The sequence below is a fragment of the Microbacterium sp. 16-032 genome (assembly GCF_041079455.1).
GTDB lineage: Bacteria > Actinomycetota > Actinomycetes > Actinomycetales > Microbacteriaceae > Microbacterium > Microbacterium testaceum_A.
This window is the reverse complement of sequence record NZ_JBFYGQ010000008.1, coordinates 75,127-89,355: the sequence shown is the minus strand read 5'-3', so window position 1 is coordinate 89,355 and position 14,229 is coordinate 75,127. Positions and strand designations below refer to the sequence as shown.

11 protein-coding genes and 2 pseudogenes are annotated in these 14,229 nt (G+C 71.0%); 6 read left to right on the top strand and 7 right to left on the bottom strand.

Translation table 11 applies throughout. The annotated features are described in order from the left end of the window. A pseudogene (locus tag AB6V31_RS16280) lies at positions 1-497 on the bottom strand (ATP-dependent helicase); the annotation flags it as partial. Positions 498-898: 401 nt separating this feature from the next. On the opposite strand from AB6V31_RS16280, the gene AB6V31_RS16275 reads away from it, so the two are divergent. The 3 genes and pseudogenes from AB6V31_RS16275 to AB6V31_RS16265 all read left to right on the top strand — a co-directional run. Then, positions 899-1,531: an antibiotic biosynthesis monooxygenase gene (locus AB6V31_RS16275; protein ID WP_369366906.1), complete on the top strand. Its 633-nt coding sequence runs from the start codon at positions 899-901 to the stop codon at positions 1,529-1,531. Next, positions 1,528-2,433 carry an aldose 1-epimerase family protein gene (locus AB6V31_RS16270; RefSeq protein WP_369366904.1) on the top strand — a complete coding sequence of 302 codons (906 nt, stop codon included), beginning with the start codon at positions 1,528-1,530 and terminating at the stop codon, positions 2,431-2,433. Before AB6V31_RS16275 ends, AB6V31_RS16270 begins: the two co-directional genes overlap by 4 nt. 241 nt (positions 2,434-2,674) lie before the next feature. Next, positions 2,675-3,298 (top strand): annotated as a pseudogene (locus AB6V31_RS16265) (DUF998 domain-containing protein); the annotation flags it as partial. A gap of 319 nt (positions 3,299-3,617) precedes the next feature. Here the strand turns inward: AB6V31_RS16265 and AB6V31_RS16260 are convergent. From AB6V31_RS16260 to AB6V31_RS16240, 5 genes are all read right to left on the bottom strand, one after another. Further along, the gene (locus tag AB6V31_RS16260; protein ID WP_369366902.1) at positions 3,618-6,779 is read right to left on the bottom strand and encodes an efflux RND transporter permease subunit; all 3,162 of its coding nucleotides are present in this window, start codon (positions 6,777-6,779) and stop codon (positions 3,618-3,620) included. Between the two features lie 94 nt (positions 6,780-6,873). Further along, entirely contained in the window at positions 6,874-7,236 is a 363-nt protein-coding gene (gene crcB / locus AB6V31_RS16255) for a fluoride efflux transporter CrcB (protein WP_369366910.1), read from the bottom strand. Positions 7,237-7,271: 35 nt separating this feature from the next. Then, positions 7,272-7,505, bottom strand: coding sequence for a hypothetical protein (locus AB6V31_RS16250; RefSeq protein WP_369366900.1), 234 nt, complete (start codon positions 7,503-7,505; stop codon positions 7,272-7,274). A gap of 169 nt (positions 7,506-7,674) precedes the next feature. Further along, positions 7,675-8,118 (bottom strand): hypothetical protein, encoded by a 444-nt coding sequence (locus tag AB6V31_RS16245; RefSeq protein ID WP_369366898.1) that lies wholly within the window; start codon positions 8,116-8,118, stop codon positions 7,675-7,677. After that, complete coding sequence (locus AB6V31_RS16240) at positions 8,115-9,536, bottom strand: FAD-dependent oxidoreductase (protein WP_074696040.1); 1,422 nt, start codon at positions 9,534-9,536, stop codon at positions 8,115-8,117. The genes AB6V31_RS16245 and AB6V31_RS16240 overlap by 4 nt, the downstream gene beginning before the upstream one ends. A 56-nt stretch (positions 9,537-9,592) precedes the next feature. On the opposite strand from AB6V31_RS16240, the gene AB6V31_RS16235 reads away from it, so the two are divergent. From AB6V31_RS16235 to AB6V31_RS16225, 3 genes are all read left to right on the top strand, one after another. Beyond that, positions 9,593-10,228 (top strand): TetR/AcrR family transcriptional regulator, encoded by a 636-nt coding sequence (locus AB6V31_RS16235; RefSeq protein ID WP_218128181.1) that lies wholly within the window; start codon positions 9,593-9,595, stop codon positions 10,226-10,228. Positions 10,229-10,371: 143 nt separating this feature from the next. After that, positions 10,372-11,442: an alpha/beta hydrolase gene (locus AB6V31_RS16230; protein WP_369366896.1), complete on the top strand. Its 1,071-nt coding sequence runs from the start codon at positions 10,372-10,374 to the stop codon at positions 11,440-11,442. After that, a complete protein-coding gene (locus AB6V31_RS16225; protein WP_369366894.1) occupies positions 11,394-12,716 on the top strand; it encodes an MFS transporter in 1,323 nt (440 codons plus the stop codon). Before AB6V31_RS16230 ends, AB6V31_RS16225 begins: the two co-directional genes overlap by 49 nt. Before the next feature lie 45 nt (positions 12,717-12,761). Here AB6V31_RS16225 and AB6V31_RS16220 read toward each other — a convergent pair whose 3' ends face one another. Beyond that, positions 12,762-14,228: an aldehyde dehydrogenase family protein gene (locus tag AB6V31_RS16220; protein ID WP_369366892.1), complete on the bottom strand. Its 1,467-nt coding sequence runs from the start codon at positions 14,226-14,228 to the stop codon at positions 12,762-12,764. Position 14,229 lies beyond the last annotated feature (1 nt).

The window sequence follows — 14,229 nt, the reverse complement described above, 5'->3', positions numbered from 1 at the left end:
TCACGACGGGGACGCTCGTCACGATCGAACGAACGCGCCGGGCGCTCGTTGCGGTCGAACGAACGAGCCGGACGGTCGCTGCGGTCGAACGACCGCGCGGGACGCTCACCGGCGTCACGACGGGGACGCTCGTCACGATCGAACGAACGCGCCGGGCGCTCGTTGCGGTCGAACGAACGAGCCGGACGGTCAGTGCGGTCGAACGAACGCGCGGGGCGGTCGTCGAACGAACGGGCCGGACGGTCGTCCCGGGCGGAGGTGCGGATGTTGCGGGCTTCGGTACGGCCGGCGCGGTCGGCGGCGTTCCAGCGACCCTTGTCGGCGGTGGCCTCGGCCTCGGGGCGGTAACCGCGGTGGCTGGGGCTCTTGCTGCCGGGCTTGGCGGGCACCTCGGTGCCGGGACGACGCTTGCGGTCCTGGAACGAAGTCTTGGCGCCGTAGCGGGGCTCGAAGTTCTTGGCGGCGCGGCCGCCGGCGGGCTTCTTATTCTTGGGCATGGAGAAACTTCCTGGGTTCTGTTCGCGCGAAACAGCGACACCGCTCGTAGCGGTGCGATACCCGGACTCTCGTCGGCCGGGGGCCAATTCACTAGTGATGGTCGAGGCCGCGATCGCGTCCTGTCCATCGGCCCCTTGGACTCACAAACCCATCCGCGCATCACGCACGGTGTCCAGAGCCGACCGCACCACGTTACAGGTCGCGCCTGGGAATGGCATCCATGCCCCCGGATGACCCGTGTCCCCCTTTTGGCGCTTTCGCGGCGCATCAGACAGCCATACCTGGGACATCACCCCGCCGAAAGGGGGACGAGGTTCGTCGAGAGAAGGACAGAGGTAGTCGAGAGCGGGACAGGTTTCAGGGAGAGGGACCCAGGGTCGAGGTGACGGAAGATAGATGCATGGCAGACACCGACGCCCACCCCATCACGGTGGCGATCGAGCGGCGCATCGACTCGACGCGCACCGCCGAAGCGACCTCCTGGATGCAGGCTGGCACCGACCTCGCGACCGCCTTCCCGGGCTTCCTCGGCTCGGGGTGGGTGCGCGCGGGCGAAGACAGCGACCTCTGGTACATGCTGTACCGCTTTCGCGACATCACGACGCTCGAGGAGTGGGAGAGCTCCACGCAGCGCCAGTGGTGGCTCGACTCCGGCCGCCCCTTCGCGCGCGAGGAGCGCAGCGAGCGCCGCACCGGGATCGAGGGCTGGTTCGACGCCCCGCACGGCTCGATCCTGGAAGCTGCGACGGTGACGGAGGCCGGCACCCAGCCGATCCAACAGCCGGTCCCGGCGGCTCCCTCGCGGTGGAAGCAGGCCGTGACGATCTGGGTCGGGTTCTTCCCGACGAACCTCGCGGCGTCGTGGCTGCTGGGCTTCGTCCCCGGTTTCGCCGAGATCCCCCTCGTGCTGCGCGTGCTCGCCACCACCCTCATGCTCACCCCCGTCATGACCTACGCGGTCCTCCCGTGGGTCACCCGCATGCTGCAGCCCTGGCTGCAGCGCCCGCGCCGATCGCGAAAGGCCACGTCATGACCGCCGACCCCACCGGAACCCGCTTCCACCTCCGCGGCGAGCACTCCTCGGCCGAGATCGCCCAGGTGGGTGCCGCGCTGCGCGCGCTGACGGTCGACGGTGTCGACCTCGTACCGCGCTACCCCGACGACCTGCCCACGCCCGCGGCATCCGGAGTCGTCCTCGTCCCGTGGCCGAACCGCATCCGCGACGGCAGGTACTCCTTCGACGGCGAGGATCTGCAGCTCGCGATCAGCGAGCCGAAGTTCGGCAACGCCAGCCACGGCCTGCTGCGCTTCGGGACCTATCAGGCCATCGAGCACACCGACGATCGCCTCGTGCTCGGCGCCGACGTGGTGCCGCAGACCGGCTACCCCTTCCACCTGCGCACGCGGGTCACGTACGCCCTCCGCGCCGACGGTCTGCGCGTGACCCACGCCATCGAGAACATCGGGGCGAAGGCCGCCCCCGTCGCCCTGGGCGTGCACCCCTATCTCCAGATCGGCGGCGTGCCGACCGAGGATCTGGTGGTGCACTCGACCGGCACGACCACGCTCGTCCTCGACGACCGCAATATCCCCGTCGACGAGGTGCCGGTCGACGCCGCCACCGACCTGCGCGAGGGTCGCCGTCTCGGCGATGCCTCGCTCGACAACGGCTACCGCGGAGGGGAGCGGGATGCCGACGGCCGGGCGCACCACACCCTCACCGCTCCCGACGGTCGGCGCGTCCAGCTGTGGCAGGACGACGGGTTCCGCTGGGCGCAGGTGTTCACGACCGACCGCTACCCGGGGCAGTCCCTCGCGGTGGCGATCGAGCCGATGACGGCGCCGGCTAACGCTTTCGTGACCGGGACGGACCTGGAGCGACTCGAACCCGGCGCGGAAATGACCAGGGAATGGGGCATTTCCTACCGCGCGTGAGACGCCCTTGTCCCCCAAATGGGGGACAAGGAATTGGCGATATGACCTGGGAATTTCTTAGACAAGCCCTTTCCTGAAAAGGCGGCGCGAACGATACCATGTGCCCTGACGGTTTCCGTCAAGGCCGGGGGAGGCAAAGGACCACGCTTTCTCCTGGCTCATTGCCCGAATGAGCCGACGGGGGCCGAGGGTCCCGCGGTGTGGGGGGATCCTCGTTCCGTCCTGAGGAAAGATCCCCCACATGAGCACCGCGCTCCGCTCCGCTGTCCCCTTTTCGCTCCCGGTGCCGCGTCAGGGCGCCCTCGCGCGCCGCCTCGACGCGATCCCGACGATGCACGTCGGCGCGGCGGCCCTGATCGTCCTGGTCAGCGGACTGCTGCTGTCGATCGCGACCACGAGCGACCCGCTGTGGTGGCAGCTGCACTTCAGCCAGCTGGGGATCTTCGGCGACCTCTCGAGCGCGTTCTTCAACACCACGCTCAAGGTCAGCGGGATGATCGTCGTGGTCTTCGCCTTCCGCGTCCGGCGCGATGTGCGACGCGTGGGTCGCGGTCCCGTCCGTCGCGGCGCCGCGACGGTGGCCTTCATCTGCCTGAACGTCGTGGGCGTGAATCTGGCTCTGGTGGGCTGCATTCCCCTGAACACCGACAAGGACCTTCACGACAAGGTCGCCGGCTCGATGGTCCTGGGGTTCCTCGCCCTGCTGCTGAGCGCGCCGTTCCTCTTCCACCGTCTCGGCAAGCGGATGGCGATCGGCACGGGAATCGCGACCGTCTGGCTGATCGTCTCGATCACGCTCTTCGTCTCGGCGACCATCAACCTGGCACTGTTCGAGACCATCTCGTGCGCGGCGATGTTCGCGTGGTCGGGGATGTTCACGCAGATCCTCGCGTCGGCGGCGACGGCGGCCACCTCGCACCCGACCGCACAGACTCCCGCCGCGGCGCACCACGCCCCCCGTCGACGCCCCCGCTTCCCGCTCGCCCGGCCGACGGCCACCCGCCGACCCGCGCGCTCGGCGGCGCAGCGCGCCCCGCGCGTCGCGCCCGGTCACCCCGTCGAGGGCTCGTCGCCTCGCCCCGATCGCGCATCGACGCTCACCCCGACCGGTGACCGCCGACACCTCGGGATGAGCACCGCGAGAGGGACGGGACGCCGGGTGTCGGCATCCCGCACGTTCCGTGTCAGTGCTTCTCGCGCAGCTCTCGGCGGCTCAGGGGGTGCCCGTCGTCGGCCGTCGGTTCGACGTGCCCTGCCTCTCGCGCCGCCCGCCGCTCGCGGCGCCTCTCGCTCGCTCCTTCGATGAGGTTGTAGAGCGTCGGCAGCACCAGCAGCGTCAGGAACGTCGACGACACGAGCCCGCCGATCACGACGACCGCCAGCGGCTGCGAGATGAATCCGCCGTGGCCGGTGATCCCCAGGGCCATCGGCACGAGGGCGAAGATCGCCGCGAGGGCCGTCATCAGGATGGGACGCAGGCGTCGCGCGCCTCCGACGACCGTCGCTTCGAAGACGCTGAGACCGCGGGCGCGGTACTGGTTCACGAGGTCGATGAGCACGATCGCGTTGGTCACCACGATGCCGACGAGCATCAGCGCACCGATCATGCCCGCGACACCGAGCGGCACACCGGTGATCAGCAGCATGAGGATCGCTCCGGTCGCCGCGAACGGCACCGACACGAGCAGTTCGAGCGGCTGGCGCAGCGACTTGAAGGTCGCGACCATCACGACGTAGACGATGAGGATCGCCGCGAGCAGCGCGAGGCCGAGCTGGCTGAACGCGTCGCGCTGGTCGGTCACCGAACCGCCCACCTTCGCGGTGGCCCCCTGCGGCAGCGAGGTGTCGGCGAGGGCTGAGGTGACGCTGGCCGACGAACTGCCCAGGTCGTCGGTCGTCGGCGTTACCGTGATCGTGGCCGTGCGCAGCCCGCGCGAGGTCGAGATCGACGGCGGGGTCTCGCTCTGCTCCACCGTGGCGATCTGGTCGAGGCGGACGTTGCCGCGCGCGCTCGGGATCTCGAGGGCGCGCAGGTCGTCGATGGTCTTCGGCGGGTTGGCGGTGGCGACGTACACGGTCACCCCGCGCCCGTCGAGTTCCACCGTGCCCGCCTGCCGCGGCTGCTGCGTCGCCGAGACGAGCGCCCCCACGGCGCGCTCGGACAGTCCGCGCTCGGACGCCGCGTCGCGGTCGACGCGGACGGAGATGAAGGGGAGGGATGCCGAGAGGCTACTGGTGACCTGACCGATGCCGTCGCGCCCCTGCAGGCCCGCGACCACGGCGTCGCTCGCCTGCTGCAGCGACTGTCCGTCGGCGGCGGTGACGTCGACGGTGATGCCGGCCGAGCCGAGTCCGCCGCCGGAGGCCGCGACCTCGATCTCGCCCGCGTCGGGAAGCGCCTCGAGTTCGGTGCGGACACGGTCGCGGAGCTCGACCTGGTCGACGCCGGAGGCGGAGGTGATCGAGTACGTGATGCCCGAGCCGCCGCCCGAGAAAGCGTCGCGCAACGCCGACCCGCTCGAGCCGATCGAGGTCTGCACCGTCTGCACGCCGTCGGTGTCGAGCAGCACGGCCTCGACCTTCTGGGCCGCCGCGTCCTCGGCATCCAGGCTCGGGGCGGAGCCGATCTTCTGCGTGACGGTGAAGGTGTTCTGACCGGAGTCGCCGAGGAAGTCCGTCTTGAGCAGGGGGACGGACGCGAGCGTCCCGCCGAGCACGAGTACGGCCAGGGTGAGGGTGACCCACGAGTGCTTTAGCGTCCAGCGCAGTACCGGGACGTAGGCCTTCTGCAGGCGCGAGGGCGGCGCGGTCGGCGACTCGGGGTCGATCGGATTGCCCTCGGCGTCGCGGATGACCTTCCCGGGCTTCAGGAACCACGACGCCAGCACGGGCACGATCGTGAGCGACACGAGCAGCGAGGCCGCCATGGCGATCGTCACGGTCAGCGAGAACGGTCGGAAGAGCTCTCCCGTCACGTCGCCCACGAAGGCGATCGGGAGGAACACCGCGACGGAGGTGATGGTGGAGGCCGTGATGGCGGCCGCCACCTCGCGCACCGCGCGCACGATCGTGGGGATCTTGTCGGCGTCGCCGACGTAATGGCGCTTGATGTTCTCGATCACCACGATCGAGTCGTCGACGACGCGGCCGATCGCGATCGTGAGCGCGCCGAGGGTCAGGATGTTCAGCGAGTACCCGAAGGCCTGCAGCCCCACGAAGGTGATGAGGACGCTGGTGGGGATCGAGATCGCCGTCACGAGCGTCGAGCGCACCGACATGAGGAAAACGAGGATCACCACGACCGCGAAAACCAGACCGAGAAGCCCCTCCTGCGCGAGGGCCTCGATCGACTGCTGGACGAACGGCGCCTGGTCGAAGACGACGGTGAATTTCGCGCCCTGACCGAGCTGCGATTCGAGCCCTGGGAGCGCATCGAGGACGCCGCGCGAGACGTCGACGGTGTTGGCGGCCGGGAGCTTGGTGACGGCGATGGTCAGGGCCGGCTGCCCGTCGACACGCGACAGCGTGGTCACGGGGTCGGGCTCGAGGGCGACCGTGGCGACATCGCTGATCTTCGTCTGCCCCGCCTGGAACTGGGCGGCGTCGGTGGGCACGAGCGGGAGGGCGGAGATCTCGTCGACGCTGGTCAGCTTCGACCCGGTCTGCACGGTGAGGGTCTGGTCGCCCTCGGTCAGGGAGCCGCCCGGGAAGAGCACGCCGTTGGCGTCGAGGGCGTCGGTGATCGCCTGCTGGCTGAAGCCGCGCTCGGAGAGCTTGGCGGTGTCGGGGGTGATCGTCACGCGCTGGGCGGTGCCGCCCACGATCTGCGCGCCGTTGACCCCCGCGACGTCCTCGAGGTCGGGGACCACGCTCGTCTGAAGGATCGACTGCGTCGCCTCGGCGTCGGTGAATCCCGTGACGGCGAGCTGGATGACGGGGAAGTCGTCGATGCTCGCCGACGCGACGGTGGTGTCGGCGGAGTCGGGGAGCTGGTCCTTGATGCGCGCGATCGCGGCGAGGATCTTCTGCTGCGCCCCCGCCAGGTCGGTGCCGTAGGTGAACTCCGCCGAGACGATCGAGGAGTTCGTCGTGCTCGTCGCGGTCGTGGACTCGAGTCCCTCGACACCGCGGATGGCGTTCTCGATCGGGGTCGAGACATCGGTCTCGACGACCTCGGGCGACGCGCCCGGGTAGGTCGTGACGACGGCGAGCTGGGGGAACTCGATCGAGGGGATGAGCTCCTGCTTGAGGCTGGTGAGCGCGAGCCCGCCGAAGACCGCCGCGACGATCGTGACGAGGGCGATGAGGGCGCGGTTCTTCAGGCTCAGGACGGCCAGGTACGACACGGGGGGACCCTCCGGGTAAGTCCGATACAGGAATGTATCGAAGCTCAGTATCCCATGCGCGCCCGCCCCTCGGACCGCCCGGCGGGCGGCTGCCTCAGAGCGCCGATCCGAGCGACAGACCCAGTGCCGCCGCGACGACGGACCCGACGAACGACACCACCGCGTACGACACCGCCGCGCGCGAGCGCCCCTCTTCGGCGAGCAGCGCCGTGGTCACGGCCACCGCGCTGAATGTCGTGTACCCGCCGAGCAGACCCGTCCCGAGGATCCACCGCCACGACTCGCCGGCGGGAAGGGGGGTCAGGATGCCGAGCACCAGCGCCCCGGTGAGATTCACGACCAGGATGCCCCAGGGGAACTGCTCCCCCGTGCGGCGCCGCACAGCCACATCGAGCAGATAGCGCAGCGCCGCCCCCACGCCGCCGGCGAGGGCCACGGCGAGGAAGACGAGCGGCATCACGCCGCCAATCTACCCCTCGCCGCGCGGGCCCCTCACGCCTCGAGCGCCTCGAGCGCCTCGACGCGACGACGCAGTTCGGATGCCTTCTCGGCGCCGATCTGCGCTTCGGCGAGCTTGAGGGCGGCGCTCGCGGTGAGGGTGCGCGCCACGAGGTAGGTGGGGCTCGCCTTGAGGTCGGGGATGACGTCGAGGATGATGCCCTCGGCATCGGGGTCGGTCATGAGCTTGCCGAGCTTGATCTTGGCGAGGTCGTAGCGAGCGGTCATCGGTCCTCCTTGAACGGGGCGCGCCGTCGCGCCCTCGGCAGATTGTTGCACATATGTCCCGTTATGTCATCGATCGTTCGGGATCGCGCGAGAAAGCCCCCCGCGAGCGCGTAGGCCGCGCGCTCACCCACATCGCCGCGGTCGTGAGCGTCATCGACAGCGACACCGACTACTCCCCGCGCGCGTCGGCGGCCATGTCGGCGAGCGCGTTCGTCGTCACCAGGCGGACGACAGCCGGCAGGCCCGCGGCGATCTTGCGCCCCACGAGCGGGCCGAACACCAGCGCGAGAGGACCGGAGACCTCGACGGCGTGCGTCACCGACAGCCCGTTCGGTGTCTGACGCATGCGGTGCGGGAACGACAGCACCGCCCCCGGCAACCCGATGCGGAAGTTCATCGCGACCCCCGGCTGCAGCTCGGTGAAGGTGAAGCGCTGCGCGGGGGTTCCGTGGTTGACCACGCGGCCGGAGTCACCGACGCGCGGGGGCACGGAGAAGGTGGCCTCGCGCAGGTCGGGATCATCGACGGCCCAGTCCTCGGGGGTGGTCCACCTCTTCCACACCGCGTCGGCGGTGGCGGTGGTGAGGTGCGTGTACTCGCGGCGCCAGGTCATCGGGCGACTCCCGTCTGTTCGTGGTCGGTCGAGGAGGAGGTCAGGATGCCGCGGGCCTGGAGCGCCGCGCGCTCACCGGCGCGGACGGCGCCGTCCATGAATCCTGTCCAGCGATCGGCCGTCTCGGTCCCGGCCCAGAGGATCGACCCGACGGGGGTGGCCAGGGCACCGGCGTAGGGCACGACCGCTCCCGGCCCCGGGGCGGCGGTGGGGCCGCCGCCGACCCAGGGCTCGGCGCCCCAGCGCTGGTCGATATAGCCGATGGCATCCAGTGCCCGGGGGCCGAACAGGTCGGCGAAGGACGACAGCGCCCGCGCTGCGCGCTCGGCGGGTGCCAGCTCGTCCCACTCGCGGGCGTAGACCCCGCCGATGAAGCCGAGGAGCACGCCGGGGGCGCCGGCGTGAGCGGGACCGGCGTCGAACGTGATGAAGACCGGGCCGGTGTCGGAGAGCCCCTGCCCCGACAGGTCGTGATCGCGCCAGAACGGCCGCTCGTACACGGCGTAGGCCTTCGACAGCACCCCCGCCGGCCAGCGCTGGGCCATCTGCGCGTGAGAGGGGGGAAGGGCCGGCGCGAAATCGATCCTGCCCCGCAGCGCCGGCGGCACGGCGACGACGACGGCGCGAGCGGTCACCGTCTCGTCGGCCGTCGACACGCGCACCCCCTCGGCGACGGTCTCGATGCGTCGCACCGGAGCGCTCACCCGCAGAGCCGACCCGAGCGCGTCGGCGAGACGCACGGCGATCGCGTGCGAGCCCTCGACGAAGTGCTCCTCTTGCGCGCCGCCCTCGGTGTCGAGCATCGACGACAGTCCACCCGCCTGGTGGATGTAGTGCAGAGCGTGCAGGAACGAGATCTCGTCGGGCTCGCACCCCCACGTCGTCCGGCCGGCGATCGCGATGAGCTCTCGCGCCGCGGGAGAGGCGTGCGAACGGCGCAGCCACGAGCCGAGGCTCTCGGCATCCAGGTTCGCGGCCTGCGGGGCGGCGGCGGGGTTCCCTCGGGGGACGGTGCGCGCCAGGCGGTCGAGAGTGAGCTGGATCCGCCCCACGTCGAGCAGGCTCGCGCCGACCGGGGGCACCGTGCCGCGGTAGCGCCGGTGCTCGCCGCGCCACCGGATGACGTTGCGACCCGCGGCGTAGGTCCGATAGCGAGAGACGCCCACTTCGTCGGCGAGAGCCAGGATGCGATCCTGACCGGGGCCGACGAACGTGCCGCCGAGGTCGACGTGCACCCCCGCCACCTCCGCCGACGACACGCGTCCGCCCACGCGGGGCGCCGCTTCGAACACCGCCACCGTCGCGCCGAACTGGCGAAGCCGGTGAGCGGCGGTCAGGCCCGAGAGACCTGCGCCGACCACGACCACGTCGACGTCGGGGGCCGGGACCCGGTCCGCAGAGGGCGGGGAGGCGGTCATAGGCTTACTCCGTTCCGAAGGCGACACCGACCACCCCGGTCGGCGAGGAGGACAGCGTGAGCGAGACGACGAGCCGGCCGATGCGGGCGCGCGGTCGCGCGCGTCGCGAGCTGCTGCTGGACGCCACGATCGCGATCATCGCCGAGGGGGGCATCGCGGCCGTCACGCACAGGTCGGTGGCCGCCGCGGCGGGGGTGCCGCATTCGTCGACGACGTACTTCTTCGACTCGCTCGACGACATGATCGGCGAGGCCGTGGCGCACGCGATGGCGGCAGAGCTCGAGCGGCTCGAGCAGTTCCGCTCCGTTCTCGTCTCGGGCGCGAACAGCCCCGGTGCGGCGATCGACGAGTTCGTCGAGATCGTGCGCAGCCAATCGCAGGACCACACGGTCGCGCAGTTCGAGATCTACCTCTTCGCCTCGCGTCATCCGGCCCTGCGTGTTCACGTCGAGAAGATCCTCGACGAGACGCGGGCACTCGCGGCCGCCGTGCTGCAGACGAACGGCGTGACCGATCCGCACGCCGCCGCTGCGGTCGTCGCCCTGATCGACGGTTTCGCCCTGCATCGCATCGCCCGTTCCGAGGAGGTCCAATTCCAGTCGCTGGCGCACGCCTTACGCGCCGCCATCGTGGGGTTCGTGACCCTCGCCGCGACCTCTTCGCTGGGCGAGGGGGATCTCTCCCCCGCTTAGTTGGCACAAACGTACAGGTTTCTCGCGCAGAGCGCCTGCTCTCCGAGACAAATTCACATCTTCGTCACACAAAATGGTACGTGTGTGCAATAAAGTGACCCGATAGTCGATCCCACTGCCGTGATCGACAGAAGGGTTCCGCGATGCTCCGTCCCCGTCCCCAGGACCACCTGCTCCGCTGGGGCGCGCGCGCCCTCGGGTCGCTTCCGCCCGCGGCCCTCCGCGCGGTGAACGGCCGCCCCGTCGTGATCGACGGCAACACCCTGCACCCCGCGGTGCAGACGTCTCTGCGCGTGATGAACGACGCGCCCGGCGCCCACTTCGAGCGGCTCCCCCTCGACGAGGCCCGCGCGCACATCGAACTCGAGGCGTGGACGTTCGCCGGGACCACGAAGCTCGGGCAGAGGGACGACGTCGAGATCCCCACCCGCGCCGGGCGGGTTCCGGGACGCGTGTACCGCGCGGACCTCGACCGCGCGCCATCCGGGATCATCGTGTACTTCCACGGCGGCGGCTGGGTGCTCGGATCGGTCGACAGCGCGGATGCCACGTGCCGCACCCTCGCGAAGACCTCGGGCCTGACGGTGGTGTCGGTCGGCTACCGGCTGGCCCCCGAAGCGCCGTTCCCGGCGGGGCTCCACGACAGCGTCGACGCCTTCCGGTGGGCCCGCGACAACGCCTCGCGGTTCGGCGGAACCGCTGACGCGATCGGTGTCGGCGGTGAGAGCGCGGGCGGCAACCTCTCGGCAGTCGTGGCGTCGGTCACGCGCGACGATGCCGAGGGCGCACCGGCGTTCCAGATCCTGTTCTGTCCCGTCACCGACCTCTCGCGCAAGCACCGCTCGTACGAGCTGTTCGCCGACGGCTTCTTCCTCACGGAGGCGCAGATGGACTGGTACGCCGCGCACTACCTGAGCGGCGGCGGAAGCGCCGATGATCCGCTGGTCTCACCCCTGCGGGCCGAGGACCTCTCGGGCCTGCCCCCGGCGTACGTCGCGGTGTCGGGTTTCGACGTGCTCCGCGACGAGGGGGTCGCCTACGCCGAGCGTCTCGAGGCCGCCGGCGTCGCCACGCACCTCGTGACGCACACCGGCCAGATCCACGGATTCTTCAACGCCTGCGGAGCGCTGCGCGACGCGCGCGACGCCGTGGCGGATGCCGGCCGGTGGGCCGTGACGACGCTCGCGGCGACGCGGACGGGCGGCATCCGGTGACCGCTGACGCGACGCCCGCCACCCTCACCGCCTACGCCGAACCCACCCGCCCCGTTCGCGCGGGCTGGATCGCGGCCTTCGCCGGGGTGTGGCTCGGACTGTGGATGGCGCAGCTCGTCCCGGTGCAGGTGCTGCTGCCCCTGCAGATCGCCGCGCAGCACGCCTCGGACGACTGGCTCGTCTCGCTCGTCACCTACGGCTTGGTCAGCGCCGTGGCGGGGACGTTCGTGGTCATCGCCTACCCGATCGTCGGTGCGCTGAGCGACCGGACCCGGTCTCGGTTCGGACGCCGTCGCCCCTGGATCCTCGGCGGTGTCGTGCTCGCGTCCGTCGGTCTCGCGCTGCTCGGCGTCCAGACCGAGTCGCTCGGCACGGTGACGATGTGGACCGCGGTGATGATGGGCTTCTGCATGGCCTCCGCCGCCCTCACCGCCGTCATGGCCGACCGCGTGCCCGCGGGGCAGCGGGGGCTCGTGTCGGGCTGGATCTCGGCACCGAACGCGATCGGCATCCTGGTGGGGATCGTGCTGGTCACCGCGGTGTTCACCACGACGGCTTCGGGCTACCTCGCGCTGGCCGTGTGCTGCGTAGGCCTGGCCGTGCCGTTCCTGCTCGTTCTGCGCGACGTTCCGCTGACGACGTCCGAGGCGGCGCTGCTGGGTCCGCTCACCGTCCGCACGATCCTCTCGTCGATCTGGGTCGACCCCCGGCGTCACCCCGACTTCGCGTGGACCGTCGCGAGCCGTGTGCTCATCAACCTCGGCAACGCGATCGCCACGACGATGCTGCTGTACTTCTTCACCTTCGCGCTGAGGGTGGCCGACCCGACCGGCTTCCTCGTCTTCACGACGGTGATCTACATGGTCGTGACGATCGTGGCATCCGTCGCCCTCGGCAAACTCAGCGACGTGGTTCAGCGCCGTCGCGTGTTCGTCCTCGCCTCGGGGGTCGCTCAAGCCGTCTCGGCCCTGCTCCTCGCCGTCGCCCCGGCCGAGTCGACCGCGGTGATCGGCGCCGTGCTGCTCGGGCTCGGTCAGGGGTGCTTCTTCGCCGTCGACCAGGCCCTGGCCACGCAGGTGCTGCCCTCGGCCGAGACGCGCGGCAAGGACGTCGGGATCATGAACATCGCCCTCGCCGGCCCGCAGGCGTTCGGTCCCCTGCTCGGGGCGGGGGCCGTGGTGCTGTTCGGCGGGTTCTCGGGGCTGTTCCTCGCGAGCGGGCTGGCGGGCCTGCTCGGCTCCGTCATCATCATGCGGGTGCGCTCGGTGCGGTGATCGTCGACGGATGCCGGGAGCCCGCGGCATCCGCGCCGTTCCGGCTCAGCCGTAGAGCAGCCGGATGATGCGCTCGACGAGACGGTCGACCTTCGCGGTGCGGCGCATCGTGGTCAACGTCAGCAGCGGGAAGCGCTGACGGGTCAGCGCCTTCGGGTACGCGAACTCACGCAGGCCGTCCGCCCCGTGGATGCGTCCGAACCCGGAATCGCCCACCCCGCCGAAGGGGAGGGCGGGGACCGCGGCGAACGAGATGACCGAGTTGATCGCGATCATGCCGCCGCGCAGGCGCAGGGCGAGCTCGCGGCCACGACGCTTCGAGAACACCGAGCCCGACAGTCCGTACCGCACGGCGTTGGCCTTCTGGACGGCCTCGTCCATGGATGCCACGCGGTTGACGACCAGGGTCGGGCCGAAGGTCTCTTCGCGCACGGCGTCCGCCTCCTCGTCGACGTCGGTGAGGAGGACGGGTTGCAGGGTGGTCCCGGGAGCCGGAGCCGATCCGACGCGCGCCGTCGCGCCCCGCGCGAGCGCGTCCGCGACGTGCGCCCGGACCACGTCGGCCTGGCGCGGCATGGTGAGCGGACCGAGCGTCGCGGCGTCGTCGGCGCCGGCGCGAAGCTCGCGCGTGCGCTCGGCGACGGCCTCGACGAAGCGGTCGTAGATCTTCGCGTGCGCGTAGACGCGTTCGATGCCGATGCAGGTCTGACCCGCGTTCGAGTACGCGCCCCAGACGGCCGCCTCGGCCGCGGCCGCGAGATCGGCGTCCTCGTCGACGAGGAGGGCGTCTTTGCCGCCCGCCTCGATCACGACCGGGGTGAGGCTCTCGGCGCACGCGGCCATGACGGCCTTGCCCGTCGCAGTGGACCCGGTGAAGGCCACCTTGTCGACACCCGAGCGGCAGAGGGCGGCGCCGGTGGGCCCGAGACCGGTCACCACGGCGAAGACATCGGCCGACCCGCCCGCACGCACGAACGAGCGCTGCAGCCACACGCCCACGCCGGGGGTGTACTCGCTGGGCTTGAACACCACGGCGTTGCCCGCGGCGAGCGCGTACGCGATCGAGCCCATGGGCGTGAAGACCGGGTAGTTCCACGGGCCGATGACCCCGACCACGCCGTACGGGGTGTAGCCGACACTCGCCGACTGGTTGAGCATCAGCACCCCCGCGCCCACGCGACGCCGACGCAGGACCGGGCGCGCGTGGGTCGCCGCCCAGGCCAGGTGATCGAGGGCGAGCATGATCTCGAGCCGGGCGTCGCCACGGGGCTTGCCGGTCTCGGCGCGCACCACGGCGATGAGGTCGTCGAGGTGCGCCACGATGTCGCGCCGCCAGGCCTGCAGCGCGCGCCGGCGCCCCTCGAAGCCGAGGGACCGCCACTCGCGCGCCGCGCGCCGCGCGCGGTCCACCGCCGACACCACCTCGGCGGGGCCCCGCACCGGGAAGGTGTCGACGACGCGCCCATCGAGAGGGCTCAGCGAGTCGAAGGTGTCGGTGGTCACGGCATCCATG